The sequence below is a fragment of the Hyphomicrobium sp. genome, from assembly GCF_041659645.1.
In the GTDB taxonomy this organism is placed as follows: domain Bacteria; phylum Pseudomonadota; class Alphaproteobacteria; order Rhizobiales; family Hyphomicrobiaceae; genus Hyphomicrobium_B.
In genome coordinates, this window is the sequence record NZ_JBAZXX010000001.1 from 241,386 (window position 1) to 268,298 (window position 26,913).

Sequence of the window (26,913 nt, forward strand, 5' to 3'; positions counted from 1 at the left end):
GCGTAAATCCGCTAGAAGCGCCCCATGACTTGGGATCACGATCCGCCGCGCGGCCACCGCCGCAGCTATCACCACGGCAACTTGCGCGAAGCCTTGATGAAGGCGGCGCTCGATTTGATTGCGGCGAAGGGGCCGGCGGGCTTCACATTTGCGGAAGCCGCACGCGCGGCTGGAGTCAGTCCGGCGGCGCCGTACCGCCATTATCGCGACCGCGACGCGCTGATGGCCGACGTCGCGCGGCGGGCGTTCGAAGTGTTCGAGGCGAAGCTGAAGCAGGCGTGGGCGGGCGGTACACCCGATCCATTCAAGGCCTTGGAGCGTGTCGGCCACGCCTATCTCGATTTTGCGCGGCAGGAGCCGGCGCAATATTCCGCGATGTTCGAAACGGGTCTTTCCTTTTCCGCCTTTCCGGATCTGCATGTCGCGGGCGACCGGGCGTTCGAGGTGCTGAAAGAGGCATGCGCGGCGTTGGTCGCAACGGCGCCCGAGGGCAAGCGTCCGCCTGTCATGATGATGGCGCTGCACATCTGGGCGGAGACACACGGCATCGCGTCTTTGTTTACGCGGGGCGACGAAGCGCGACGTCCGATCCCAATGACGCCTGAAGATCTGCTCGATGCCGCGGTGCTGATCTATCTCGACGGCTTGGGGATCAGAAAAGCCAACGTCGGTTGAGCGGCGTTCTCGGCGGGCGGCGCCTGCTGTCCAGGGATGGGCTGGCGCAATTTTCAAAAGCCGCTCGCGCAGGTCTTGAACTCGCCTCTTGCCGACCCACCTATGTGAATGTAAAATACATTTACATCCTGAAACAAGGAGAGGGTGGCAATGACGCAAGTGGTTCAGACTCTGGATGATTTCGGCCGGCCCGCGTGGCTTGCCGCGATGATCCTGGGATTCATCGTCTTCTGGCCGGTTGGGGCTGTCATCCTGGCCTATATGCTTTGGAGTGGACGCATGAATTGCGGTTGGCACGGTCGGGGACGGTGTGGAAGCCGGCTCGGGGAGCACTTCGAGAGGGCGCGGTCGCGCATCGATGGTGAGATGCGAAACTTCGGTAGAGGCACTTATTCAAGCGGCAACAAAGCCTTCGACGACTATCGCGAGGCAACGCTGAAGCGGCTTGAAGAGGAAGAGCGCGAATTCAGAGCGTTTCTTGACCGCCTGCGGCAGGCGAAGGACAAATCCGAGTTCGACCAGTTCGTGTCCGAGCGGCGCGATCGTCCGGAACCCAATACTGGCGCGACGACTTGATTTTCCGAACTATGCGCGGGGCGGCCGTTGGCTGCCCTGTCGCTTTACCACTCAGTCCCCACAAGCGGAGCGGAAGCGATGTTTCATCTTCACCACCTCTTCTTTCTCCCGTTTTTCGTGATGTTCCACGTCGTCGGCTTCGTTCTGCTGTTCATTGGGGCAATGGTCTTGATGAAGGTATTTCGCCGCGGCCGCGCAGGTCTGTGCGCCAAGAGAACGACATCGAATGCGGGAAATTCGGGCAGCACGAAGAATAGAGCTTTCGACGATTACCGGCAGGCGACGGTCAGAAAGCTCGAACTCGAAGCCGAGGAATTCCGCAAATATCTCGACGGATTGCGGCGGGCGGCGGATGCCGCGGCGTTCGAGGCATTCCTGAAATCGCGACGAGCAGAAAGCGGCCCAGCTGCGTGATTTCGGCAAGCTCGTTGCCACACCCTCTCTGCATAGCTGAAATTCGCCTTTTTCTCCCTATGTTGCCGTTATTTTAGGGGTGTTAAGGGTGAGGCTCGGCTATGTTCAGGCGTTAGCCGTCGCGGCGGACGGGCTTGTTCGAGGCGAAAGATTCACGGACGGTCATGGCTTGGCAATTTTTGAAGCACGCTGTTGTGGCGTACGGCGGAAGCGTGCGCTCCGCGATCGATCACATTAAAGAAGCGTTCGGGTTCGACAGTGCGAGCACGCCCGCGCAATCGCGCGTGGCGTTCACAATCGCCGTCGTCGCGCTCGCCGCCAAGATGAGCAAGGCTGACGGCGTTTCGCTGCCGATCGAGGCGGAAGCGTTCAAGCGGCAATTCCAAGTGCCGGAAAGCGAATGCGGCCACGTTCGCAAGCTTTACGAACTCGCGAGTCGCGACGTCGCCGGATACGAGGCCTACGCGGCCCAGATCGCGCACATTCTTGAAGGTCAACCGGACATCAAGGTTTCCGTGCTCGAGTGCCTGTTTCATGTCGCAAGCGCGGATGGCGTCTTGCATCCCGACGAGGATCGCTATCTCGCCCATGTCGCCGAGATCTTCGGCTTGAGCAAGGGAGAGTTTCGGTGCGTTCGCCGAGGGTTCGTCATCGATGCCGACAGCCCCTACGAGGTGCTGCATATTTCGCCGGTGGCATCCGACAAGGACATCAAGGCGCGATATCGCGAGCTTGTGAAAAGTCATCACCCCGATTCACTCGTTTCGAAAGGTGTGCCGCCGGAGTTCCTGGCCGGCGCTGGGCGTCGACTCGCCGCGATCACGTCCGCTTACGAGGCGATCTTGGAGGAGCGTGGTCAGCGTGCGGAACGCGCGCTGGAATCCACGCCGTGACGTTCGAGACGGATACGCCGCTCGCGCATGCCGTTTGTCCGGCACACAACCGCGAGCCACGGCGTGGGGATGCCAAGCCGTCGCTTCTCGTTCTGCATTATACGGGCATGTCGTCGGCGGCGAAGGCGATCGACTGGCTGGCGCGACCAGAGAGCGGCGTTTCTTGCCATTACGTCGTCGATGAGCACGGGCACATCACGCAGCTCGTGCCGGAAGAGCTCAGGGCATGGCATGCCGGCGCTTCTTATTGGCGTGGCGAGACGGACATCAACTCGCACTCGATCGGCATCGAGATTCAGAACCCCGGGCATCAGCACGGGTATCCGGATTTTCCTCTAAAGCAGATGCGGGCGGTCGTCGCGCTGTCTCAGGATATCGTCCGTCGACACCGCATTTCGCCCGATAGTGTTCTCGCGCACTCCGACGTAGCGCCGGGGCGGAAGATCGATCCGGGCGAGAAATTCAATTGGCTTCACCTCGCGAAAGAGGGCGTTGGGCTCTGGGTCCGTCCGTTGCCAGTTCGCGCCGATGATCCGGGCTTCGGCCCCGGTACTCAGGGTTCTGCTGTTTTGAGCGCGCAGAAGAATCTTGCCGTTTTCGGTTACGACGTCGAAGCCAGCGGCACGCTCGATGCGGACACGGAAAAAGTTTTGAAGGCATTTCAATTGCATTTTCGGCCGCGCCGTGTCGACGGACGGCTCGACCGCTCGACGGAAGTCACGCTAGAGAAAGTGGTCGAGGCGTCGCGCCGGCGCGCGGCCGCTTGACGGGACGCCGCCGGTCATGTTGATGCAAATCGTGCGCTGACGATTTTCGCCGCGCGCCGCCAGAATGGCGGAAATCCCCAGTGAAGACGACGGAGCAAGATAAGCAGTGCTCAAACCGCGGCGCCCAGAAATTCTGGCGCTTATCATTGCCGTATATATCGCGCTGGTTCTGAACCAGCCGTTCTGGCATAAATTTTTGAATATCGTTGCGCCGCATAGCTTCGGCGACTGGTTGTTCACCGTGGCGGCGGCTGCCGTGACGGTGCTGCTCGCTTATGTCGTGCTGTTGGCATTCTCGCTGAAGCCGCTTCTTCGCGTCGTCGTTCTCATTTTGCTGCCGGTGACGGCGGCTGCGTCATACTTCATGGGCGAGTATGGCATCGTCATCGACGCGCAAATGGTTCGCAACGTGTTGGAGACAGACACGCGCGAGACGAGCGACCTCATAAGTTGGGAGCTGATCGGCTACATTCTTTTCCTGGGCGTCGCACCGGCGGTGCTGTTCTGTCTCGTGCCGTGGACGAAGCGATCATGGCGCGACGAGATGCTGGCGAAACTTGCCTACGCGTCCGTTGCGCTCGTCGCTTGCGTAGCGATGATCTTGCCGGTCTGGGGGAATGTTCTTTCGCTCGGCCGCGAGCATCGCGAACTCAAGATGATGCTGACGCCGGTCAACTACATCTCGGCACTTACCGCGTATTGGCGCTCCGAGGGACGCAAACGCGTCAAGGCGGTGGCTGTTTACGGCCAGGACGCGCGCCAAATAGCGCCGAACACCGTCCGCAAATCCTTGTTCGTGATCGTCGTCGGAGAAACAGCGCGTGCGGATCATTTTGCGTTGAACGGCTACGAGCGGCCGACCAATCCGGGGCTGTCGAAAATACCGGACCTCATCAACTACCCGAAGGCATACTCGTGCGGGACAGATACCGCGCAGTCGGTGCCGTGCATGTTCTCGGGGCTTGGCCATGATGCCTTTTCGAATGCGAAGGCGGAAGCGCGTCAAAACCTACTCGATATCTTCAAGCACGCAGGAGTCGATGTCTTGTGGCGGGAAAATCAGGCGGGCTGCAAAGGCGTTTGCGCACGCGTCGAAACAGAGACGCTCACGGGACATAAGGTTCCGACGTTCTTTCCGAGCACCGAAAACTACGACGATATTCTTGTCGATGGACTCGATGCGCGCATCGCAGCGCTCCAGCACGATACCGTCATCGTTCTGCATATGATGGGTAGCCACGGACCAGCTTACTGGAAGCGCTATCCGCCGACGTTTGAAACCTTTGCGCCAGCCTGCAAAGATGCGCAGTTCAGCCGTTGCGAGCGTTCGTCGATCATCAACGCCTACGACAATACGATCGTGTATTCGGATCACGTTCTTGCGCGACTGATCGGCGTGCTCGCGGACGCTGCGAACCACGGCGTCGACGCGGGGATGCTGTATGTTTCCGACCACGGCGAAAGCCTCGGAGAGCACGGCATGTACCTTCACGGCATGCCGTATGCGATCGCACCGGAAGCGCAAATTCATGTGCCGATGGTCGTTTGGCTGTCGCCGACGCTTCGGGAAGGTCGCGGCGTCGATCAGACGTGCATGGTGAACCATACGGGCCAGCGCGTCAGCCAGGATAATCTTTTTCATTCCGCGCTTGGGATCATGAATGTTGCGACGCGCGTTTACGATCCGTCGCTTGATCTCTTTGCTGTGTGCCGAAACCGGCCCCGTAAGGCGTACGGATCGCTCACGCCATAATGAAATAACGTAGCGCGGCGCCGCGGGGACGCGACGATTTCGCCGCCGGCCGCGACGAAAATGATATCCACGGGTTACCCGGACTCATGCATGATCGGGGTGCAAAGATGCTTTGAAAGCTTGAGCATGGTTCGCATTTTCGCTCTGCTGTCGTTCCTGGCCCTCATTGGTGGCTCCGCAACGGCAATGGCGGATCAGCCGCTCGGCCCGGTGCCGGAAAACGCCGATATGAGCGCCCGGGCCGTCACGACGCTGCTGTTTCAGGCGAAGCCCGGTGTGCGGCCCGATCTCTCCGGTAAGTTCCTGGTCTATCTCGATTTGGCGCAACTCAATTTCAAAGGCGCCAACCTTTCGAATTCCGACTTCTACGGAACGGATTTTACCGGCGCGGACTTGAAGGGAGCCGATCTTTCGCACACACGACTTGATCGCTCGGTTCTGATGCGCGCCGATCTTTCCGGCGCAAACCTGACGGGCGCAACGATCCTGCGTCCGACGATTTATGCGGACCTGTCGACGAACACGCAGGATGCGCCGCGCTTCACCGGGGCAATCCTTACGGATGCGCATGTTCAGGCTGAGTTGTCCGGCTCGGATTTCCGGGGCGCCAATCTGACGAGGGCGAATTTCTATCCGCTCGAAGGCCGGCCGGGAGAGGGAACGCTCGCGACCGCGTATCGCAACGTCCTGAAGTATTGCGATTTTTCGGGTGCCCGACTTGATGGCGCCAACATGGAGCGCGCCGTGCTCTGGTTCGCCAAGTTCAACGGTGCGGAACTCAAGGGCACGAACTTCAGCGGTGCGGACCTGTCGCGCGCGGATTTCTCGGGCGCGGATATCTCCGGAGCTGACTTCACACACGCGGATCTGGATGGCGCAAATTTTGTCGGCGCAATCGGAATCGCGCATGCACGGGGTCTCGATCAAGCCGTCAATCTCGACAGGGCGCTTCGATAGCCGCGAGCCGCGCGGGGGCACGCCGACGGGTCGCTGACGTCGGATCATTTTTAGACAAATCGCAAACCGACGTTAACCCTTGTTAAAGGGTTTGTTGCCAGTCTTTTGGCACCTCATGTCGAGCCAGGGTGCTGAAATGCTGAAGCTAAGCGGAATTTTCCGTTTGCGTTCGTGTGCATCGATTGCCGCCGGATTGGTCGCGATTGCAATTGTTTCGACGACCGGCGCAAACGCGGTCAGCCTTCACGCCAAGCTTGCCTGCTCGCGTGATTACTACGCCTTCTGCAGCCAGTATTCTTCCAATAGCCCCGAAGTCCGCCAGTGCATGAAAGCGGTGGGAGAGAAGCTGTCGGCGCGGTGCATCAATGCCTTGGTCGAAGAGGGCGAAGTGAGCCCGACAGAGGTCGCAAGGCGCGCGGCCCAGCTTCGCCAGTAGGCATCCAGACGTCTTTTCCGGCATTTGCGGAATTTGACTAATAGGAACTTGACTTGCGCCCCACGAACTTCGCTATGATCCCCCCGATCGGCCTCGAATTTATTGACGACGTCTGAGACGGCGTTGTCGTCGTGCTATGTTCTCGGCCGAATGAGCAGCGAGGGCGATGCACATGGCCGGACTCAGGATCGAACTCAAGCCGTGGCGGCAGATCGAGGTTCCCGAGCCTCGCGAGGATGAGCTTTACAAGCTCTCCCTATTCGACAAAACCTACAGCTTTCGCGGTTTGAAGGCGCTGCTCGGCGCGGCCGACATCGACAAGGCGGGCGATCGCAATTGCGGGCTTTCGGCGCGCGATGACGTCGAGCGGGAGGCGGCGCGGGCGCTCCTCTCGGGTCTGACGCTTCAGCATGTCTATGACCGGCCGCTTACGGATAACGAGGGCCGCGTCGATTCCGTTATGCGGATCAATTACGATATCGATCACGACGCCTTCGCGGAAATCGCATCGAAGACGCTTGGCGACGTCAAGAACATGCTGCTCCGGGCGAAAGCCGCGGAAGCAAAGCGCATCGGCGGCGCGCTGACGGGCGTCATGGCGGCGGCCATCGCGAAGCTGATGGATGTGCACGAACTCGTTTACGCGGCGAAGAAGTTGAAGCGTTCCGGCAAGGCGCGCACTCTGGTCGGCGCGCCCGGCACCCTGTCGTCGCGTCTGCAACCCAACCATCCAACCGACGATCTCGATGCCATGACGGCGCTGGTCTATACCGGGCTATCGATGGGCTCGGGCGACGCGCTGCTCGGGCTCAATCCGGCAATCGATACCGTCGAGAACATCACGAAGACTTTGCAGCATCTCGACAAGCTTCGCCGCGAGACGGGGGCGCCGACGCAGATCTGCGTGCTCTCGCACGTCAAGACGCAGATTGCGTGTCTCGAAAATGGCGCGCCGGTCGAGATCATGTTCCAGTCGTTGGCGGGAACGGACCGAACGCTGATCGAGGAATTCGACTGCACCGCCGATGTTCTCGACCAAGCTTATACGACGATGGCGAAGCACGGGCCGCTCGCACGCGAAGCCGATCAGTTCATGTATTTCGAGACGGGGCAGGGCAGCGAACTGACCTACGGCAAGCACAACGGTATCGACATGACGACGACGGAAGCGCTCTGCTATGGGCTCGCGCGCCGTTACGATCCGTTCATGGTCAACAATGTCACGGGCTTCATCGGACCGGAGACGCATCGCTCGAACTTCGAGATGATCGTGTCGAACCTGCAGGACCATTTCATGGGCAAGCTTCTCGGCCTGCCGATGGGAATGGCCCCGTGCTACACGCTGCATTCCGAGATCACGATGGAAGGCCAGCAAATCGCGGCCGAGCTGCTGACGGCTGCGGGCGCCAACTATTTCATGGACGTCTATCTCTCGATCGATCGCATGCTCGCGTATTTCGACACCTGTGGGCACGACGATCAAACCATGCGCGAAATCCATGGGCTGACTCCGGCGCCGGAGTTTCTCGAATGGACGATTGCGCGCGGCATTTTCGTGCGTAACGAAGACGGCGACGTCGAGCGCGGGCCGAACTGGGGCAATCCGAAAATCTTCTGCTCGGATGAAGAGTTCGAGCGGCTGCGCAAGAACCTTCCGGCGGCTTATGGCTTCGAGAGCGCCGGTCCGCGACCGACCGAACAGGTCTCACGCGCCATCAAGGCGAACTTGGCGGCGGCGCGCGAAGCAATCTATGCCGAGGTTACGCCGGAGCGTCTCGGCGGCATCGATTTCCGCCGCGTGAAAACGTCGGCGGAAAGCAAAGAAGCGCATCTGAGCCATCCCGATCGCGGCGCCAAGCCGGCCGACGACATGATTGCCGAACTCTCGCCGGAGAGCGTCGACGTGCAGATCATCGTGTCGGACGGATTGTCGGCGGAAGCGGTGCATCACAACATTCCGGATCTGTTGCCGGCGCTTCTCGATGGCCTCAGGGAGCAGCGGGTTTCAGCTGGCAAGCCGATCCTCGCGCCTTACGGCCGCGTGAAGCTCGCGGAAGCGCTGGGCGACGCGTTGAAGCCGAAGATCGTCATCAACTTGATCGGCGAGCGGCCGGGTGGAGATGCGCTCGCGTCGCGCAGCATGTCGGCCTACATCGCCTATCGTCTCGACGACGACGCAAAGAAAGCGGCCGAGACGTTCAGCGGCAATCCGGATGTGCGTTACGAATATACGGTGATTTCGAATATCTATGCGGGCGGTTTGAAACCTGCGGACGCGGCCGTGCAAATTGCCGAGCGCGTCAATCAGATCCTGACGTCGAAAGCGGCGGGTAATCGCCTGGAGCGCGCGATTCACGACCGCTCGCACAATATGCGAGCGGCGATGGGGGTGTAACTTCGTCATCTTCGGCCGAATGAGTCCAGCGAATGACTGCCGGAGATCCAGCACAAAACTTGTCGAAGACCCGATATTGCGCCTTCGGCAGTTTTTCGCTGGATCCCCAGACACGCTTGCGATGCGCGCGCGTCCGAGGATGATGTTAAGGGCGTTCACCCCTTGACCTTTTCGCCTGCTCGTCGCTTATCTCGCCTCACCAGCCGGCCGGACGGTCGCTGCCGGACTTCGTTGTGGCGAAGCGGGCTCTAAAGGCTCGTGAGCAAACGTTCGGTGGAGGAAAGTCCGGGCTCCCATAGGACACGGTGGCGGCTAACGGCCGCCGGGGGCAACCCCAGGGAAAGTGCCACAGAGAACATACCGCCGATCGGGCCGCCTTCGGGCGGTCTGAGGTAAGGGTGAAAAGGTGCGGTAAGAGCGCACCGCGCTTCTGGCAACAGAAGTGGCAGGGCAAACCCCACCGGGAGCAAGTTCAAATAGGGGTGGGCGCGCGGAGCGGGAAACCGCAGACGCAAGGCGCGTCCTTACGCTACCCACCCGGGTTGAATGCACGAGGCGTCTGGCAACAGGCGTCCCAGATGAATGGCCGTCGCGGAGGTTTTTTGGCCAACACTCGGCAAGCCGGTGTTGGGCTGCCTCCAGACAGAACCCGGCTTACAGGCCGGCTGGTATTTCTTTCTTTACCGTCATGGCCGCGTAGGCGGCCATGACCGTAGGACATTCGTCACCGTTACGGTCGTCGTAGACGGCCGCCTTCGCGGCCGTGACGTGAGTGGTGTAGGCCCGCGGGTCCGATGTCTACTCCTTGACGACGAGCTTGCGGTAGAGATGCCAGGTGGCGTGGCCGAGGATCGGCAGAACAATCGCCAGGCCAATCAGCAACGGTAACGCGCCGAGCAACAACCCGGATGCGACGATCAGGCCCCAAAGCGCCACGGGAATCGGATTTTCTAGCGCAGCGCGGACGGACGTTCTGACTGCCGCGCCGACACCGACATCACGATCGATCAGCATCGGGAACGACACGACGCTCGTTACCAGCACCAACAGCGCGAAAATAAATCCGACGAGGTTGCCGGTGACCATCAATTGCGTGCCTCTGTCTGTCCCCATCACTTGTTGGAAAAAGTCAGAAAGAGACGTTGGCTCGCTGCCGATGATCTGTGTGTACATCACGTTCGCGAGATAGAGCCATCCGGCAAACGCCAGCGCCAGAACGGCACCAAGCGTAAAGACCGCGTCGATGCCGGGCCGATGCAGGACGTCGAGGGCGCGTGCAGGCGAGATATCGAGACCCAGCTCGCGGCGGCGGCTCAGCTCATAAAGCCCGATGGCCACGAACGGCCCGAGCAGCGCGAAGCCCGCTGCCATTGGGTACAGGAGCGGCAGCATTTCGTAGCCGAACAGCAGCCTCGCGAGAACGATACCGACGACCGGATAGAGAATGCATGCGAAGACCACGTGCGTCGGCATCGCGCGGAAATCGTCGACGCCCTCTCGCAAGGATGTCCAGACGTCGGCGGTTGTGATGGTGCGAACCTGCGGATCGCCGTCGCGCCAGAGGACGGAGGCGGGCCATCGCAGTTGGATGTCCGGGTGGGGGTGGGACTGCGTGGTACCAGTGATATTTGTCATGGCGGCACCTTCTTAGAATGTGCCGATGGCCGCTTTCGCCATGGCACTGGATGACCGTGTGCCCCGTCTCGCGTGCGGTCATGATGCGCGCGCCGTTGGTTGCCCGCCAATCAGGTCTCCGTGAGCCTTCGCCGCGCTTGCCAAAAATCTCTGGGTTCTCAGTCGCTTGCGTCGCGATCCGACTTTCGGATGGGGTGCGCGAGGCGAGCCGGCTGTGGATCGACGGTGACAATTCCACTTCTGACCACGAAATATCCTTAATAATCCGTTGACGACCATCTAATCCCATGCGATCCCATATGTGCCCGTCCGCACCGGGCAGGAATCCGTGGCTGGGCGCGGGGTTTGGTAGAGGGCCCAAATTCAGGCGACCGCCACGGTCCCTTTCTCTCACTTCCATCGCTTCGGGCGACACGCGATCTGCGCGCAGCACCCCAAGCGAACTCCGGCGTCCGGGCCGGACAAAAGACGAAGGCGTTTTTTCAGTAAACGAGTTGGAGGGCGAAATTCGTTAGCTGGGAGATGGATCGCTTTGTCTCGACATTCACAAACAAGATCGACGCCAAAGGCCGGGTCTCTATTCCAGCCTCGTTTCGTGCCGTTCTCGAACGCGACGGTTACGCGGGCGGACTCTACTGCTACCCCTCGCTCGATGCTGCTGCCCTCGATGCTGGCGGCGAAAGACTTGCAAAGAAAATCGACGGGCTTCTCGCGGGCTTGCCGGACTATTCGGATGAGCGAGACGAGCTCTCTGTCGCACTCTATGGCGACGTCCAGGTTCTCACGATCGATGGCGACGGCCGCATCGTCCTTCCTGAAGGCCTTCGCGTCCACGCCGGCCTGGACACCGCCGTCACGTTTGTTGGCCTTGGTGACAAGTTCCAGATGTGGGAACCCAAAGCCTTCGAAGAACGCCGGAAAGAAGCACGCAGCAAAGTTCAAGTGACGCGAAAGCTTTTTGCAGCGGGTGGCCGTTCGTCGGATGACGACGGCAACGAGGGAGCACGGGAATGACGCGCGGTGGCGGGGCAGAGGGAGCCTCGCTGGGGCCTGCTGACAAGCATCCGCGCCACATTCCCGTGCTCGTCTCGGAAGTTCTCGAAACGCTCGCGCCGAAGGACGGCGAAATCTACATCGATGGGACGTTCGGTGCGGGTGGCTATACGCGCGCAATTCTCGGCGCGGCCGAATGCTCCGTGCTGGCGCTCGATCGCGATCCGAACGCCATCCGCGATTCCGCGGCGCTGGTCGCGCAGCTCGGCGGACGCCTGAAGATCGCCGAAACACCTTTCAGTCAAATGGAAGACGCGGTCGGCTCGGAACTGCCGGGTCAGTTGGTCGACGGCGTCGTGCTCGACATCGGCGTTTCGTCGATGCAGCTTGACGACGCCGAGCGCGGGTTTTCATTTCAATCCGACGGCCCGCTCGATATGCGCATGTCGTCGTCGGGGATGAGCGCCGCCGATTTCCTCAATACGGCCGAAGACGAAGAGATCGCGAACGTTATTTACACGTTCGGCGAGGAGCATCGCTCGCGTGCCATTGCGCGGGCCATCGTCAAGAGGAGGGATGAGACGCCGTTTTCGCGCACGCTCGAACTCGCGGATATCGTCCTGCGGGTTTTTCACGGCCGGAAGGTCGACGGCCGTCATCCGGCGACGCGGACGTTTCAAGCACTGCGCATCTTCGTCAACGATGAGCTTGGCGAGCTTGCGCATGGATTGGCGGCGGCGGAACGCGTGCTGAAGCCAGGCGGGCGGCTCGTCGTGGTCAGCTTTCACAGCCTCGAAGACCGGATCGTCAAAAAATTTCTGACCGAGCGCAGCGGCAAGACGCCGGGCGGTTCGCGACACTTGCCGCCGGAATTGATAAAATCCGGGTCCCCAAGTTTCCGACTTGTTAACTCGCGACCGTTAACACCTTCTAAAGGTGAATTGGAAGTGAACCCTCGTTCCCGGTCAGCACGTTTGCGGGCCGCCGTCCGCACCGACGCAGCGGCGTGGCCTTTAGATATGGGCGCGATGGGAGTGCCTGAACACCGCCGGTAATGCGCAGCTTGGGGACAAGCTCAACAGGAAGTGTATCAAAATGCGTCTGTTGAATATTACGGCTTTCTTTTTCGCGGTCTCGAGTGCGCTGCTTCTTTACGCTTTGAATTACGACACACGCCGCCTTGAGGCCGAGGTTCAGGCAAGAGAGCGGCTTTCGGATCAAGCGCGCAGCGACATTGCGGTGCTCAAAGCCGAGCGCGGCGTGCTGGCGCGGCCCGATAGGATCGACGGTCTCGCGCGTCAACTCGGTCTCGCGTCGCCAAAGCCCGAACAATTTCAAAACGGACGCGAAGTTTCCGAACTCAATGGGCGCCAGGATGGCGTCAATGGCCGCTGAGGGGCAGCAGTTGACCGTGATTGGGGGACGTTCACAGATCGTGTCTCGCGGCTCGCGCCGGGCTTCGGAACGGATTGTCTACGCTGTTCTGTTCGCAGCTTTCGCCGGGGTCGCAGCGCAGCTTTTGCTATTGACGGTGCCGCGTCACACCGACATCACGCTGGCGGTGTCGGAACCGGTCTCGGCGACGAGCTTCAGCCGGCCGGATATCGTCGACCGGAATGGGCGGCTGCTTGCGACCGACCTCGAAGCGCCATCGATCTTTGCCGATCCGGGTCTGGTGATCGACCGCGATGAAGTCGTCGAGAAGCTTTCGACGGTGCTGCCCGATCTTAACGGCGAGCAACTGCTTCGCGATCTTGCCGACAAGTCTCGGCGCTTCATGTGGGTTCGGCGGGGCGTTTCGCCCGGCATCGCGCAGAAAGTGCACGATCTCGGGTTGCCGGGCATTTCGTTTCGTTATGAGCTGAAGCGCGCCTACCCCGGCGGCATGATGGCCGGGCATGTGCTCGGCTACACGGACGTCGACAATCGCGGCGTGGCGGGAATCGAGCGTTATATCGACGATAAGGTCGGAGTCGATCCCGTCCATTCGGCTGTGCTTTCGAGCCGGCCGCCGGTTCGCCTGTCGCTCGATATCGGGGTACAGCACGCACTCGAAGATGAGCTTGACGATGCGGGGCGGCGCTACAAGACGGATGGCGCGGCGGGCGTCGTCCTGAACATCAAGACCGGTGAGATCCTTGCCAGCGCGTCGCTGCCGCGCGTCGACCCGAGCTGGCCGACAGAGGCGCTCGATAAGAAGCACATCGACCGTATGGCAGGGGGCACCTATGAGCTTGGCTCGGTGTTCAAGACGTTGACGCTCGCCATGGCGTTCGATGAAGGGCTGGCGCGGCCGGACACTCTGCTCGATGTGCGTCAACCGCTCGAAGCGGGGCGTTTCACCGTCACGGATTTTCATCCCGCGAACCGGCCATTGACCGTCACGGAAGTTTATACGCATTCGTCGAATGTCGGCGCCGGTATGCTGGCGCTCGAAGCGGGGCCGGAAAAACTGCAGGCGTTCCTGAAGAAGCTCGGTCTTTTGGATCAGATGCAGACGGAAGAAGGCCCGCTCGCCGCGCCGCAATTGCCGCCTCGCTGGAACAGGATTTCGACGATCACGGCCGCGTTCGGGCATGGCATTGCTGTCGCGCCGTTGCAGTTTGCAGTGGCGGCGGCAACGATCTTGAACAACGGCATGACGGTGCATCCGACATTCTTGCGGAAATTCGATGCCGGAACGGCGGACGGAAAAGCCGTCGTCGGCGTGGATACGTCCCACCTTATGGCGCACCTCATGCGCCTCAATGTCGTCAATCGCGACGGCACGGGCGGCAAGGCCGATGTGCCGGGGTATCGGGTCGGGGGCAAGACCGGAACCGCGGATGTCGCCGGAAAAGGCGGCTACACGTCGAATTCGGTGATCTCGTCGTTTCTCGCAACGTTCCCGACGGACGATCCGCAGTATCTGACGTTCGTCATTTTGTTCGAGCCAAAGGGCGTGGAGGCGACGCGCGGGCGTCGCACGGCTGGTGTGAACGCCGCGCCCGTCACGGGGGAGCTGATCGCGCGCATCGCCGCTCAGCTTGGGGTTGCGCCGGAGGCTGTTGCGGCAAGCCAATGACCTCGAAGCTGGGGATTTGACGGCTTCGCCGCCGCCTCCTATCAAGTTTCGGGCCTATGCATAAGTCGGCCGTGATTGATCGGTAGGTCGGCAATTTTGGGGGGCAGCGAGGCGGGGACATGCGGCTGAGTGAGGTGCTTCCCGCCGATATCGAGCCGCCGCCGGGCGCACACGACATTTCCGTCACCGGAATTACCGCCGCGAGCGCGGCCGTCGGGCCGGGGGCGATCTTTGCCGGGTTGCCGGGCGCGAAGGCCGATGGCGCCGATTTCGTTCCCGAAGCGATTGCGCGCGGCGCTGTCGTCGTCATCGTCGGCCGTAACAAGAACGTCCGCGTGCCCGATGGCGTCGCACTGATCGAGGTCGACAATCCGCGCGCGGCTTTGGCGAAGATCGCGGCCAAGCTTGCGCGGCGGCAACCGGAATGCGCCGTCGCCGTAACGGGCACCAGCGGCAAGACTTCGGTCGCGGATTTCACACGGCAAATCTTTACAGCGCTCGGCCACAAGGCGGCATCCGTCGGCACGATCGGCATCGTGAAGCCGTCGGGCGCGGTTTACGGATCTCTCACGACGCCGGATCCGGTGACGCTGCACGCGGCGCTTGCGGCTCTGGCCGAAGAAGGCGTCACGCATCTGGCATTCGAGGCGTCCTCGCATGGGCTCGATCAGCATCGGCTGGATGGAGTGGAACTCAAGGCTGCGGCGTTCACGAACCTCGGCCGCGATCACATGGATTATCATCCGACGGTCGAAGATTATTTGAGTGCGAAGCTCCGACTTTTTACCGAGCTTCTGAAGCCGGGACAGCCTGCGGTCATCAATGCCGACGGGGCTTACTCGAAGGATGTCGCGGCGGCGGCCGGAGCGCATGGTTTGCGTGTGATGATGGTCGGGACCGGCGGCGACGCGTTGGCGCGCACATCACTTACGCGAGATGGTTTTCGGCAGATTATCGGCGTTACTGCTGGCGGTAAATCCTATGAGGTCGATCTCCCTCTCGTCGGCGCGTATCAGGTCGAGAACGCGCTTGTGGCCGCAGGCCTTGCGATCGCGGTCGGCGAAGACACGGCTGAGGTGCTCAGGGCGCTCGGTGGGCTCAAAGGCGTGCCGGGGCGTCTCGAAATCATTGGCGAACGGAACGGCGGTCTGGCCATCGTCGATTACGCGCACAAGCCCGAAGCGCTGGCGGCTGCGCTTGACGCTTGCCGGCCGTTCGCGACGGGACGCCTCATTTCGGTGTTCGGCTGCGGTGGCGACAGAGACAAGGGCAAGCGGCCGATCATGGGTCGTATTTCGGTCGAGCGCGCGAACATCACGATTGTGACCGACGACAATCCGCGCAGCGAGCAACCGGCCGAAATTCGCAAGGAAATTTTAGTCGGTGCGATTGGCGCGCGCGAAATTGGCGACCGGGCGGAAGCCATTGCGACGGCGGTTGCGATGATGATGCCCGGCGATGTCGTGCTTGTGGCCGGAAAGGGTCACGAAACCGGCCAGATCATCGGCGATCGGATCATCCCGTTTTCCGATCACGACGAGGTTTCGAAGGCGCTGACGGGCTGATGCATGTGATGAACCCTCGCTGGTCTTCCTCGGAATTGAGCATCGCTTTGGGCGTCGATCCCGACGGCGGCGCTGACGTCGCGGTTTCGGGCGTGTCGATCGATACGCGGACGTTGCAGCCCGGCGATCTGTTCGTAGCGCTCAAGGATGTGCGTGATGGGCACGAATTCGTTTCTGCCGCGTTCAAGGCCGGAGCGGGAGCGGCGCTGGTCGGCCAAGATTATTCGCGGCAGGCGAGCGACGGCGTTCTGTTTCGGGTATCCGATCCTCTTGCCGGGCTCGTTGCCTTGGGGCGGGCGGCGCGCGACAGGCTCTCATCCGACGCACGCGTCATCGGCGTGACGGGGAGCGCTGGGAAAACCGGTACGAAGGAAATGCTGCGCGCCGCGCTTTCGCGGCTCGGGGTCACGCACGCGTCGGAGAAATCCTATAACAATCATTGGGGCGTGCCGCTGACATTGGCGCGGATGCCGGCCGACACGCAGTTCGGTGTTTTCGAAATCGGCATGAATCATGCGGACGAGATCCGGCCGTTGACGAAGATGGTTCGCCCGCACGCTGCGATTATAACGACCGTCGAGGCCGTCCACCTTGAGCATTTCCCATCGGTCGCGGAGATCGCAGATGCAAAGGGGGAGATTTTCGAAGGTCTGTTGCCAGGCGGGTCGGCGATCATCAAATATGACAATCCGTTTGCAGGCCGCCTCAAGGCAATCGCGGAAGCCTGCGGCGCCAAGCCGGTGACGTTCGGCTTCGACGCAAATGCCGACGTTCGGGGATTGGATTTTCGTCCGTCCGACGATGGCTGCGATATGGCTGTCGAACTCGCGGGCGAGACGCTCTCCGTGCATCTGGCGATGCCGGGGCGGCATATCGCGGAAAATGCCCTGGCGGTCGCGGCGGCGTTGTACTCTATCGGCGCCGATGTCGGCGGCGCCATGGCCGCCCTTTCCGATCTCGCGCCTCCGGGTGGACGCGGCGCGCGCAGCAAACTTTATGTCGGCGGCGGGGAAGCGCTGCTGATCGACGAGAGCTACAACGCTAATCCCGCCTCGATGAAAGCCGCCCTCGCGACGCTCGGTGCGGTTCCGCGGCAAAAGTATGTGAGGCGTATCGCGGTGCTCGGCGACATGCTGGAACTCGGCAGCGACGCGCCGGTGCTACACACAGACCTGAAAAGTGCCGTCGATGCCGCAGATGTCGATTTGGTTTTTGCCTGCGGGCCGCATATGAAGGGCCTTTACGATGCCCTACCAGCGACCAAGAAAGGCGGTTACTCTCTGACCTCACCGCCGCTCGAAGCCGCGCTGGCCAGTCATCTGAGGGCGGGCGATGTCGTGATGATCAAAGCGTCGAACGGGACGCGCCTCGGCGCAGTGGTGGCGGCGCTGAAGACGCGGTTTGGGACGGAACAGTTCGAGAAGGACGGGCCTGCCGCATAAGCGGCTGGGTCATACAGGGGGAAGTTCGCGCGGTATGCTCTACGAACTCGTCAATTTCAGCGATCAGATCAGCGCGCTGAACGTCTTTCGCTATATCACCTTCCGGACCGGTGGCGCGATCTTCACGGCGCTGCTGTTCGTGCTGATGTTCGGTCCTGCGATTATCGATCTGTTGCGGGTCAAGCAGGGCAAGGGGCAGCCGATCCGTGACGACGGACCGGCAACGCATCTTCTGAAGCGCGGCACGCCGACGATGGGCGGGTTGATGATCCTCGCCGGCGTCACTGTCTCGACGCTGCTCTGGGCGCAACTCGATAACGGCTACATCTGGGTCGTTCTGGGCGTCGCGCTTTCTTACGGCGCCATCGGTTTCTATGACGACTTCTTGAAAGTGACGAAGCGGTCGACGGCCGGGTTCTCGGGCAGAATACGCTTTTCGCTAGAATTGCTGGTTGCGGCGGTCGCAGGCTTCGCGCTGATGAAGCTCAGTCCGAAGGGGCTCGATACGGATCTGACGTTCCCGTTCTTCAAGGAGCTGGTCATCGATCTCGGGCCGTTCTTCGTTTTGATGGCCGTTTTGGTGATCGCGGGCGCGGGTAATGCCGTGAACCTGACGGATGGGCTCGACGGACTGGCGATCGTGCCGGTGATGATCGCGGCGGCGACGTTCGGCGTGATCGCCTATCTCTCGGGCAACGCCAAATTCGCCGGCTATCTGCAAATCCACCACGTGCCGGGGACGGGCGAACTGTCCGTCATCTGTGGTGCGCTGATCGGCGCCGGGCTCGGCTTTTTATGGTTCAACGCGCCGCCCGCGATGATTTTCATGGGTGATACGGGCTCGCTGGCGCTTGGCGGCACGCTCGGCGCCATCGCGGTGGCGGTGAAGCACGAAATCGTGCTGGCGGTCGTCGGCGGTCTGTTCGTGCTCGAAACGCTGTCGGTCATCATCCAGGTTTTGTCGTTCAAGTTGACGGGGAAGCGGGTCTTCAAAATGGCGCCGCTGCATCACCATTACGAGCAAAAGGGCTGGAAGGAATCGACCGTGGTCATTCGCTTCTGGATCATTTCCGTGATCCTGGCGCTGATCGGCCTTTCGTCGCTCAAGTTGCGCTAGGGCTCCAAACGACGCGACTTGCTGTAGATTGAACTCAATGATTCGCGCGACGTCTTTTGAAGGAAAATCGGTCGCAGTGTTCGGCCTCGGTGCGTCCGGCATCGCGGCGGCCGAAGCGCTGCGCGATGGTGGCGCTATCGTCTCGGCTTGGGACGACGGCGTTCCGGCGCGTGACGCCGCGATCGCGAAAGACATTCCGCTCGTTGATTTGAGCGTCGCCGACTGGTCGGGATTTGCCGCGCTGGTGCTGGCACCGGGCGTGCCGCTGACCCATCCGGTGCCGCATTGGACCGTCAAACGCGCGGAGGAGAACGGGGTCGCGATCATCGGCGATGTCGAGATTTTCGCGCGGGAGCGGGCGCTGCATGCGCCCGGCGCGCCATTCATCGCGATCACGGGTACCAACGGCAAATCGACGACGACGGCGCTGATCTCACATATTTTGCGCCATGCCGGGCAGGATGTTCAGATGGGCGGCAACATCGGGCGTCCGATCCTGACGCTTGATCCGCCCGAGCCCGGCCGCTTTCACGTTATTGAAATGTCGTCGTTTCAGATCGATTTGACGCCGACGCTCGGTCCGACGGTCGGCGTGATGCTGAACGTCACGCTGGATCATCTCGACCGACACGGGACAATCGAGCATTACGCGGAGATCAAGGAACGCGTCGTTCTTGGCGCCGATATCGCGGCCGTCGGCATCGACGACGACTTTGGCCTCGCGATGTTGCGGCGGCGCATCGGCATCGGGCCGGTCGTCGCGTTCAGCGCGGAGAAATCAATCGCTCCGGGCTACAGCCTGCTTGACGATACAATCGTGTGCAGCAACCGCGAAGGCCTGGCGGTGAAACTCGGGTCGCTGAAAGGTGTCGCGACGCTTCGCGGCAAGCACAACGGACAAAATGCACTGGCCGCGGTCGCGGCGGTGCGTGAGTGTCTGACCTTGCTGGGCCGGTCGAGCGATCTCGATTGGCAGGGGGCGCTGTCGTCGTTCCCCGGATTGCCGCATCGGATGGAAGAGATCGGCCGTATCGGCAAAGTGATCTTCGTCAACGACAGCAAAGCAACGAACGCTGATTCCACGGAAAAAGCGCTGCTGTCGTTTCCGCGCGATATCTATTGGATCGTCGGCGGGAAGGCAAAGGCGGGCGGCATTTCGAGCCTAGCGCCCTACTTCGGCGGAATAGCGAAGGCCTATCTGGTCGGCGAGGCGGCGGATGACTTTGCGGCGACACTCGACGGTAAAGTTCCGTTCGAGCGCAGCGGTACGCTCGATGAAGCTGTTTGGGCGGCATCGGATGCGGCGCGGCTGAGCGACGGGCCCGAGCCCGTAGTGCTCTTGTCGCCCGCGTGCGCGAGTTACGATCAATTTCGTAATTTCGAGGTGCGCGGCGATAGCTTCCGTGGCCTCGTCGCGTCGCTTCCGGGCATCGAGATGCGGGCAAAGCCATGAAGCTCTCGCGTGCCGATCGCAGTCTCCTTGCCGAATGGTCTTTCACGATCGATCGCGGACTTCTGGCCGCGCTTCTATCGCTCATCGCCATCGGCGTCGTGCTGTCGGTTGCAGCGTCGCCTGCGGTGGCTTTGAAGAAGGGACTGCCGACTTATTATTTCGTGGAAAGGCATGTGTTTTTCGCTGCTCTCGGCACGATCGTGATGATCGTTATTTCGTTTTTTTCCCCGGCAAGCGTCCGGCGGCTGGCGGCGGTGTTGTTCCTCGTCGCCATCGGCGGCATGGCCGTAGTGATTTTTTCAGGCACCGAGATCAATGGCGCGCAGCGCTGGCTGACGTTCGGCAGCTACTCGATCCAGCCATCGGAATTTGCGAAGCCCGCTTTCATTGTCATCATCGCATGGTTGTTCGGTGAAGCGGAGGCGCGCAGCGATATGCCGGCGCTGCCTTTCGGCTTGGCGCTGTGGGCCGTTTTCGGCGCTATGCTTGTGGCGCAGCCGGATGTCGGGCAGACCGTGCTGATCAGTACGACAGCGGGGCTCATCTATCTGCTCGCGGGATTGCCGGTCATCGGCGCTGGACTCCTGGTTATCCTCGGCAGCGCCGGTATGGGGATGGCGTACATCTATTTCCCGCATGTGCATGCGCGGTTCGATAAGTTCTTCGGCTCGGCGCCGCTGGAAAGCTCGCAGGCTGGGCGGGCCATCCAATCGTTCACCGAAGGCGGCCTATTCGGTCGTGGCCCGGGTGAAGGCGTGATCAAGTCGGTGCTTCCCGATGCGCACACCGATTACATCTTCGCCGTGATCGGTGAGGAATATGGCGCCATCGCCTGCGTCGCGCTGCTCAGTGTATTCGGGTTTATCGTCGCGCGGTCGCTGCGGCGGGCGGCGAGCGAGCCAAACGCTGCCGACCGACTCGCTATTCAGGGGCTCGCCCTCGTTTTCGGGCTGCAATCGTTGATCAATATGGCCGTCAATATCGGTTTGCTGCCGCCGAAGGGCATGACGCTGCCGTTTATTTCAGCGGGCGGTTCTTCGATGCTCGCGCTTTCGATTACCGCGGGAATGCTGCTCGCGCTGACGCGGTGGCGGCCAGATCCACAGCGCCTCAAAAAGCCGCGATGGATTCCGGCCATTGACGAGGTACAACTCGGGGGACAAACTCCATCAACATGAGCGAGCGGTAATGGCGGGCGCGCGATCGATTATGCTTGCCGCAGGCGGGACAGCGGGACATCTGTTTCCGGCATTCGCTCTGGCTGAAGAGCTGAAACGCCGCGGTATTGTCGTCGATCTCGTGACGGACATGCGCGGCGATCGCTACGGCGGCGGATTTCCTGCGCGCACAGTCTATCAGGTGCCGTCGGCGACGTTAGCATCGCGCTCGCCGGCCGACGTCGCGAAAACGACGTTGATGCTCGCGCGCGGAACGCGGGCGGCTTTTTCGATCCTCGGACGCGTGAAGCCTGCAGCCGTCATCGGTTTCGGCGGCTACCCGACGTATCCGCCGCTCGTCGCTGCCCGGCTGCGCGGGATTCCGACGGCCATTCACGAACAGAACGCCGTGCTCGGCCGCGCCAACAAGCTGCTCGCGAAGCGCGTGACGGCCATCGCGACATCGTTCGAACGGACGAAGTTTCTCGAAGGCTCGCTCGTTGAAAAAGTGGTGCTGACCGGCAATCCAGTTCGCCAAGCGGTGATGGACGCGGCGGCTCGCCCCTATGAGGCGCCGACGGCCGATGGCGTCATCCGGCTTCTGATTTTTGGCGGCAGCCAGGGTGCGCGTTTTTTCTCCGATATCGTGCCGCTCGCGCTTTTTGCGCTGCCCGATCCCATCCGCAAGCGCCTGCGCGTCATTCAGCAAGCGCGCGAGGAGGACATCGAGCGGGTGAGCGAAGCCTATTCGGAAGCCAACATTAGCGCGGAAATCGCGGCGTTTTTCCCCGATCTGCCGGCGCGGATGACGGCGGCGCATCTCGTCATCTGCCGGGCGGGCGCGTCGACCGTCGCGGAACTGACCGTGGTCGGACGGCCCTCAATTCTGGTGCCTTTGCCGCACGCGCTCGACAACGACCAGCTCAACAATGCCCGCCGCCTTGCCGAATCTGGGGGCGGGTGGTGCATCGAACAGCGAAACCTGTCGCCGGAACGCCTCGCGGACGAATTGGAAAAGCTATTGCTGGCGCCCGACGCCCTTGCAGCGGCGGCCAAGGCCGCTAAAACCGCGGGACGCCCGGATGCCGTCCGGAATTTGGCCGACTTTACGCTGGCTTTAGCGGAAGGGCGTAAATCTGGTATGGGGCGTGACCATTGAGGGACCTGCATGTTGTCGAGCCGTCGCACGAGATAGAGACATCGAGGAAGCTTCCGTCCATGCAAATGCCGCGCGACATCGGGCCTTTCCACATCATCGGCATCGGCGGTATCGGCATGAGCGCGATCGCCGAAATTCTGGTGGCCAAGGGTTACACCGTTCAGGGATCCGACCAGAAAGAGAGCGCCAACGTCAAACGGCTCCGCGCCAAGGGCATTCGCGTTTTCGTCGGCCATGATCCGGTGAACCTGATCGGCGCTCGCTACGTCGTGATCTCGACGGCGGTCAAGGCGCTGAACCCGGAGTTGGTCGCAGCTCGCCAGAAGGGCCTGACCATCATCCGCCGCGCCGAGATGCTGGCTGAACTGATGCGGCTCTATTCGACGATTTCCGTCACCGGCACGCACGGCAAAACCACGACGACGTCGTTGCTCTCGCATATTTTCACGGAAGCGGGCGAGGAGCCGACAGTCATCACCGGCGGCATCATCAACGCCTGGGGCTCGAACGCGCGGCTCGGCCAAGGCAAGTGGATGATCGTTGAAGCCGACGAAAGCGATGGCACGTTCACGCGGCTGCCGACGGAAATCGGCATCGTCACTAACATCGATCCGGAGCATCTCGATTACTTCGGCTCGGTCGAGGCGATGCACCGGGAATACGAAGCTTTCTTGCGCAACATTCCGTTCTTCGGTCTTGCGGTCGCGTGCATCGATCATCCCGTCGTGCGCGAGATGGTGCAGCGGTTGAACCTCCGCGCTGATGGCCGTCGTCTGCTGACTTACGGTGAGAGCAGCGATGCCGATCTTCGGCTGCAGTCAGTCCACATCGTCGGCAACACGACGCATTTCGATGCGAGCCTGGCGGCAAGCGTCAAAGGTGGTGCGCGGGTTCTCGAAGGCTGGTCGGTTCCCGTTCCCGGCGCGCATAACGCGCTGAATGCGCTGGCGGCTATCGCGGTCGCGACCCATGCCGGTCTGCCGGATGCCAAGATCAAGGCGGCGATGGCCGGATTTTCGGGCGTCAAGCGCCGCTTTCAGTTTACTGGCGAATGGAACGGCGTCGCTATCTACGACGACTATGGCCATCATCCCATCGAGATCGCAGCCGTGCTCGCGGCGGCGCGCGGCGGCACGAAAGGCCGCGTGATTGCCGTCGTCGAGCCGCATCGCTACACGCGCGTGCGCGATCTCTTCGATGAATTCGCGACCTGCTTCAAGGACGCCGACAGCGTTATCGTTGCGCCGCTTTATACGGCGGGCGAGAGCCCGATTGCGGGTATCGACAGCCGTACACTCGCCGAGCGCATCAGAACTATCGGGGATCGCCCGGCGGAGGCGGTCGACAATCCGAGCCTTATCGCGCCTGCGATCAGGAAGTTGGCGCGGCCCGGCGATCTCGTTATTTGTCTTGGCGCCGGAAATTCGACCGAATGGGCGAACGCGTTGCCCGCGTGGCTCGCGGAGGAGCCGAAGCGGACGGGGAGCGCGGGCTGATGTTCCCGGACATCACGACTAATCTCAAGACGGCGATGCCCGAGCTGCGTGGCAAACTCAGCGCGAATGCTTCCCTCGCAGATGTTACGTGGTTTCGCGTCGGCGGTCCGGCGCAAGTATTGTTCATGCCGGCCGACGAAGCCGATCTCGCGTATTTCCTGAAGCATCTGCCGCGCGATGTACCTGTTCAGGTGATTGGGCTTGGGTCCAACCTGCTGGTTCGCGACGGCGGCGTGCCGGGTGTCGTCATTCGCCTCGGCCGCGGCTTTTCGGAAATCAAAGTCGAGGACGGGCATCGGCTGCGCGTAGGGACGGCCGTTCCAGATGTGAAGGTTGCGCGGGCGGCGGCGGATGCCGGAATTCGCGGTCTGGCTTTCTATCGGGGCATTCCGGGATCGATCGGTGGCGCGCTGCGGATGAACGCTGGAGCGCATGGGCGCGAGACGAAGGATTGTTTGATCGGCGCACGCGCGGTCGATCCGAGCGGCACTGTTCACGTTTTATCGTTGGCCGATATGGAATTCACATATCGCCATGCCGGAATCCCGAAGGATTGGATTTTCACGGAAGCGACGTATGCGGGCGAGCCGGGAGATCCTGCCGATATTCTGAAAGAGATGGATGAGGTCGCGGAATATCGCGAGAAGAACCAGCCCATCAAGGATCGCACCGGCGGATCGACATTCAAGAACCCGCCGGGAAACAGCGCCTGGAAGCTTGTCGATCAGGCGGGCTGCCGAGGACTGCGTGTCGGCGGTGCTAAGGTTTCCGAGATGCACTGCAACTTCCTGATCAACGATAAGCAGGCGACCGGCGAAGAGGTCGAAATGCTCGGCGAGACGGTGCGTGCGCGGGTGCGCGAAACGTCGGGGATCGTACTCGAGTGGGAAATCATCCGTCTCGGCATTCCAAATCTTGGCCGCCCGGTCGGGGAAGCGCTGGCGGCCGAGCGCGCCGAACAGAACTGAATAACCTCAAATGACAGCCATCTTGCAAGCGAGCCAGCCATGAACACACTCGGCCCGGTCCCGAAGCGTACGCGCAATCACGTCGCCGTTTTGAAGGGCGGGCTTTCCGCCGAGCGCGACGTCAGCTTGAATTCGGGTGCCGCCGTCGGCGAAGCGTTGCTGCAGGAAGGCTATACGGTGACGGAGATCGACGTCGACCGCGATCTCGCAAGCAAATTGCAGGAGTTGAAGCCGGACGTCTGCTTTAACGCGCTGCACGGCAAATTCGGCGAGGACGGTTGCGTCCAGGGCGTGCTGGAGCTGCTCGGGATGCCCTATACGCATTCGGGCGTGCTCTCTTCCGCGCTCGCCATGCACAAGGAGCGAGCCAAGGACATCATGAAGCTCTCGGGCGTTGCCGTGGCGGAGGCCAAGCTGGTGACCCGGGGAGAGGCGCTGGAGGCGCACGTCATGGCACCTCCTTACGTCGTGAAGCCCCTGACGGAAGGGTCTAGCGTCGGCGTCGTCATCGTGCCGCCGGGCGCCGAGCGACCACCCAATTCCATCGCTGCCGGGGGCGCCCTGGACGAGATCGTGATGGTCGAGCGCTATATCGCGGGACGGGAGCTGACCTGCGCTGTTATCGGCGATTTTGTGACGGATATCATCGAGATCGTGCCGCTGCGTGGCCTCGAGTTCTACGACTATGAGGCCAAATACGCACCCGGCGGCTCAAAGCACGAGCTGCCTGCACAACTTTTACCAGATGTTTACCAGTCAGTCCGCTCCTTAACGTTAAGGGCGCATCAAGCTTTGGGCTGTCGCGGCGTATCGCGGGCCGACTTCCGCTACGACGACACGGCCGGCGGGACGGGCGAATTGATCTGCCTTGAAGTCAATACGCAGCCGGGCATGACGGGGACTTCCCTGGTGCCCGAGCTGGCGGGGTATGCCGGATGGTCGTTCGGCAACCTCGTCCGATGGATGGTCGAGGACGCGAGTTGCAACAGGTAGAGAGCAAGCATCGGTTCTGGTGGCGGGCTGCACACGATGCGCCAACGCCGGGACCGGAGGCTGCTCGATGGGTGACGCCCTCGCGGGAGGAAACACCGACGACGCGCGGGCGGGGCGCCACAACGGCGACTGTTTCCAGGCGCGTGACCAAGAAATTACAAATTCCACGCGGTGAGCGACGGTTTCGGAGGTCGCGGCGCGGGCGGCGCTGGGTTGTTCCGTCCGCCATCGCGGCGACGATAGCGGCGGCGGTCGTGGCTGCTGCCGTTGTACTGCCGCTCGACAAACTGAAGGCCATCGACGTCACGGCGCAGGCCGACGCCCTGATGATCGCGGCGGGGTTCGGCATCGATCAGGTGAATGTTTCGGGCCAGCATTACACCGCCGATTCCGATGTATTCGATGCGCTGGATCTGCCGAACGTAAAGACGTTCGCGGCCTTCGATTCCGATGCGGCGCTGAAGCGTATCGAGCGGGTGCCGTGGGTCGAGACCGCGCAGATCACGCGCATCTATCCGGGCACGCTCGACGTGGTCATCCGCGAGCGGACACCGGCTTTCGTGTGGACGCGCGGCGAGACGAACTATCTCGTCGATGCGACGGGGCGCACGCTTGGGCCGATGCCGGCCGCGAGCACGTGGAATTTGCCGCGTGTCGTCGGTGCGGGCGCCGACGGAGAAGCCATCCTGATGCTTTCGGCTCTGCGCCAATATCCGCGGCTCGAACGGCAATACGCCTACGGCGAGCGCGTTGCGGAGCGCCGGTGGCGCGTCGTGCTTAAGAACGGAACGGCGCTCGACCTTGCCGCAGATCGCGAGATCGAAGGCTTCCAAGAGATCGCGAACGCGCGCGAGGTGCAGGCCGCACTTACAGGATCGCCAATGATCATCGATGTTCGCACGCCAGGCCGGATCGCGATGCGCCCGGCGACGTCCACATCGGGACCGACTGCTTCCCTCACAGGTGCCGGGATGACGTCAGTCGCCTCGGCACGCCAGTAGGGAG

General features: G+C 61.7%; 24 protein-coding genes and 1 other RNA gene. 24 read left to right on the forward strand and 1 reads right to left on the reverse strand.

The window, feature by feature from the left end; genetic code table 11:
- Positions 1–24 precede the first annotated feature (24 nt).
- From WC811_RS01090 to rnpB, 10 genes are all read left to right on the forward strand, one after another.
- Entirely contained in the window at positions 25–675 is a 651-nt protein-coding gene (locus tag WC811_RS01090; RefSeq protein ID WP_372640000.1) for a TetR/AcrR family transcriptional regulator, read from the forward strand.
- Positions 676–825: 150 nt separating this feature from the next.
- Complete coding sequence (locus WC811_RS01095; protein ID WP_372640002.1) at positions 826–1,251, forward strand: DUF2852 domain-containing protein; 426 nt, start codon at positions 826–828, stop codon at positions 1,249–1,251.
- A gap of 78 nt (positions 1,252–1,329) precedes the next feature.
- Complete coding sequence (locus WC811_RS01100; protein ID WP_372640005.1) at positions 1,330–1,665, forward strand: DUF2852 domain-containing protein; 336 nt, start codon at positions 1,330–1,332, stop codon at positions 1,663–1,665.
- Between the two features lie 164 nt (positions 1,666–1,829).
- A complete protein-coding gene (locus WC811_RS01105; RefSeq protein ID WP_372640007.1) occupies positions 1,830–2,558 on the forward strand; it encodes a TerB family tellurite resistance protein in 729 nt (242 codons plus the stop codon).
- Positions 2,555–3,325, forward strand: a complete 771-nt coding sequence (locus WC811_RS01110) for an N-acetylmuramoyl-L-alanine amidase (RefSeq protein WP_372640009.1) — start codon at positions 2,555–2,557, stop codon at positions 3,323–3,325. Before WC811_RS01105 ends, WC811_RS01110 begins: the two co-directional genes overlap by 4 nt.
- A gap of 106 nt (positions 3,326–3,431) precedes the next feature.
- Positions 3,432–5,078 (forward strand): phosphoethanolamine transferase, encoded by a 1,647-nt coding sequence (locus WC811_RS01115; protein ID WP_372640011.1) that lies wholly within the window; start codon positions 3,432–3,434, stop codon positions 5,076–5,078.
- Between the two features lie 126 nt (positions 5,079–5,204).
- A complete protein-coding gene (locus WC811_RS01120; RefSeq protein WP_372640013.1) occupies positions 5,205–6,035 on the forward strand; it encodes a pentapeptide repeat-containing protein in 831 nt (276 codons plus the stop codon).
- A 136-nt stretch (positions 6,036–6,171) separates the two neighbouring features.
- Positions 6,172–6,471 (forward strand): hypothetical protein, encoded by a 300-nt coding sequence (locus WC811_RS01125; protein ID WP_372640015.1) that lies wholly within the window; start codon positions 6,172–6,174, stop codon positions 6,469–6,471.
- Between the two features lie 172 nt (positions 6,472–6,643).
- Positions 6,644–8,866, forward strand: a complete 2,223-nt coding sequence (gene eutB / locus WC811_RS01130; protein ID WP_372640017.1) for an ethanolamine ammonia-lyase subunit EutB — start codon at positions 6,644–6,646, stop codon at positions 8,864–8,866.
- A 199-nt stretch (positions 8,867–9,065) separates the two neighbouring features.
- Positions 9,066–9,539: RNase P RNA component class A (gene rnpB, locus WC811_RS01135), an RNA gene on the forward strand.
- Positions 9,540–9,664: 125 nt separating this feature from the next.
- Here the strand turns inward: rnpB and WC811_RS01140 are convergent.
- The gene (locus WC811_RS01140) at positions 9,665–10,501 is read right to left on the reverse strand and encodes a DUF2189 domain-containing protein (protein ID WP_372640019.1); all 837 of its coding nucleotides are present in this window, start codon (positions 10,499–10,501) and stop codon (positions 9,665–9,667) included.
- A gap of 522 nt (positions 10,502–11,023) precedes the next feature.
- Here WC811_RS01140 and mraZ point away from each other — a divergent pair.
- The 14 genes from mraZ to WC811_RS01210 all read left to right on the forward strand — a co-directional run bounded on the left by mraZ (position 11,024) and on the right by WC811_RS01210 (position 26,909).
- Entirely contained in the window at positions 11,024–11,515 is a 492-nt protein-coding gene (mraZ, locus tag WC811_RS01145; RefSeq protein WP_372640021.1) for a division/cell wall cluster transcriptional repressor MraZ, read from the forward strand.
- A complete protein-coding gene (gene rsmH, locus WC811_RS01150; RefSeq protein WP_372640023.1) occupies positions 11,512–12,549 on the forward strand; it encodes a 16S rRNA (cytosine(1402)-N(4))-methyltransferase RsmH in 1,038 nt (345 codons plus the stop codon). Before mraZ ends, rsmH begins: the two co-directional genes overlap by 4 nt.
- A 40-nt stretch (positions 12,550–12,589) precedes the next feature.
- Positions 12,590–12,889, forward strand: a complete 300-nt coding sequence (locus WC811_RS01155; RefSeq protein WP_372640025.1) for a cell division protein FtsL — start codon at positions 12,590–12,592, stop codon at positions 12,887–12,889.
- Complete coding sequence (locus tag WC811_RS01160; RefSeq protein WP_372640027.1) at positions 12,879–14,558, forward strand: peptidoglycan D,D-transpeptidase FtsI family protein; 1,680 nt, start codon at positions 12,879–12,881, stop codon at positions 14,556–14,558. The genes WC811_RS01155 and WC811_RS01160 overlap by 11 nt, the downstream gene beginning before the upstream one ends.
- A gap of 119 nt (positions 14,559–14,677) precedes the next feature.
- Complete coding sequence (locus tag WC811_RS01165) at positions 14,678–16,123, forward strand: UDP-N-acetylmuramoyl-L-alanyl-D-glutamate--2,6-diaminopimelate ligase (RefSeq protein ID WP_372640029.1); 1,446 nt, start codon at positions 14,678–14,680, stop codon at positions 16,121–16,123.
- Positions 16,124–16,131: 8 nt separating this feature from the next.
- Positions 16,132–17,565 carry a UDP-N-acetylmuramoylalanyl-D-glutamyl-2,6-diaminopimelate--D-alanyl-D-alanine ligase gene (locus WC811_RS01170; RefSeq protein WP_372640031.1) on the forward strand — a complete coding sequence of 478 codons (1,434 nt, stop codon included), beginning with the start codon at positions 16,132–16,134 and terminating at the stop codon, positions 17,563–17,565.
- A gap of 34 nt (positions 17,566–17,599) precedes the next feature.
- The gene (mraY, locus tag WC811_RS01175) at positions 17,600–18,682 is read left to right on the forward strand and encodes a phospho-N-acetylmuramoyl-pentapeptide-transferase (RefSeq protein ID WP_372640033.1); all 1,083 of its coding nucleotides are present in this window, start codon (positions 17,600–17,602) and stop codon (positions 18,680–18,682) included.
- Between the two features lie 37 nt (positions 18,683–18,719).
- Positions 18,720–20,135 carry a UDP-N-acetylmuramoyl-L-alanine--D-glutamate ligase gene (gene murD, locus WC811_RS01180; RefSeq protein WP_372640035.1) on the forward strand — a complete coding sequence of 472 codons (1,416 nt, stop codon included), beginning with the start codon at positions 18,720–18,722 and terminating at the stop codon, positions 20,133–20,135.
- Complete coding sequence (locus WC811_RS01185) at positions 20,132–21,313, forward strand: FtsW/RodA/SpoVE family cell cycle protein (protein ID WP_372640037.1); 1,182 nt, start codon at positions 20,132–20,134, stop codon at positions 21,311–21,313. The genes murD and WC811_RS01185 overlap by 4 nt, the downstream gene beginning before the upstream one ends.
- Positions 21,314–21,323: 10 nt before the next feature.
- A complete protein-coding gene (gene murG, locus WC811_RS01190) occupies positions 21,324–22,451 on the forward strand; it encodes an undecaprenyldiphospho-muramoylpentapeptide beta-N-acetylglucosaminyltransferase (RefSeq protein WP_372640039.1) in 1,128 nt (375 codons plus the stop codon).
- A gap of 59 nt (positions 22,452–22,510) precedes the next feature.
- The gene (gene murC, locus WC811_RS01195) at positions 22,511–23,947 is read left to right on the forward strand and encodes a UDP-N-acetylmuramate--L-alanine ligase (protein ID WP_372640041.1); all 1,437 of its coding nucleotides are present in this window, start codon (positions 22,511–22,513) and stop codon (positions 23,945–23,947) included.
- Positions 23,947–24,915, forward strand: coding sequence for a UDP-N-acetylmuramate dehydrogenase (gene murB / locus WC811_RS01200; RefSeq protein ID WP_372640043.1), 969 nt, complete (start codon positions 23,947–23,949; stop codon positions 24,913–24,915). Before murC ends, murB begins: the two co-directional genes overlap by 1 nt.
- A 39-nt stretch (positions 24,916–24,954) precedes the next feature.
- Positions 24,955–25,908 carry a D-alanine--D-alanine ligase gene (locus WC811_RS01205; RefSeq protein ID WP_372640045.1) on the forward strand — a complete coding sequence of 318 codons (954 nt, stop codon included), beginning with the start codon at positions 24,955–24,957 and terminating at the stop codon, positions 25,906–25,908.
- A gap of 254 nt (positions 25,909–26,162) precedes the next feature.
- Complete coding sequence (locus WC811_RS01210) at positions 26,163–26,909, forward strand: cell division protein FtsQ/DivIB (protein WP_372640047.1); 747 nt, start codon at positions 26,163–26,165, stop codon at positions 26,907–26,909.
- Positions 26,910–26,913: the final 4 nt, after the last annotated feature.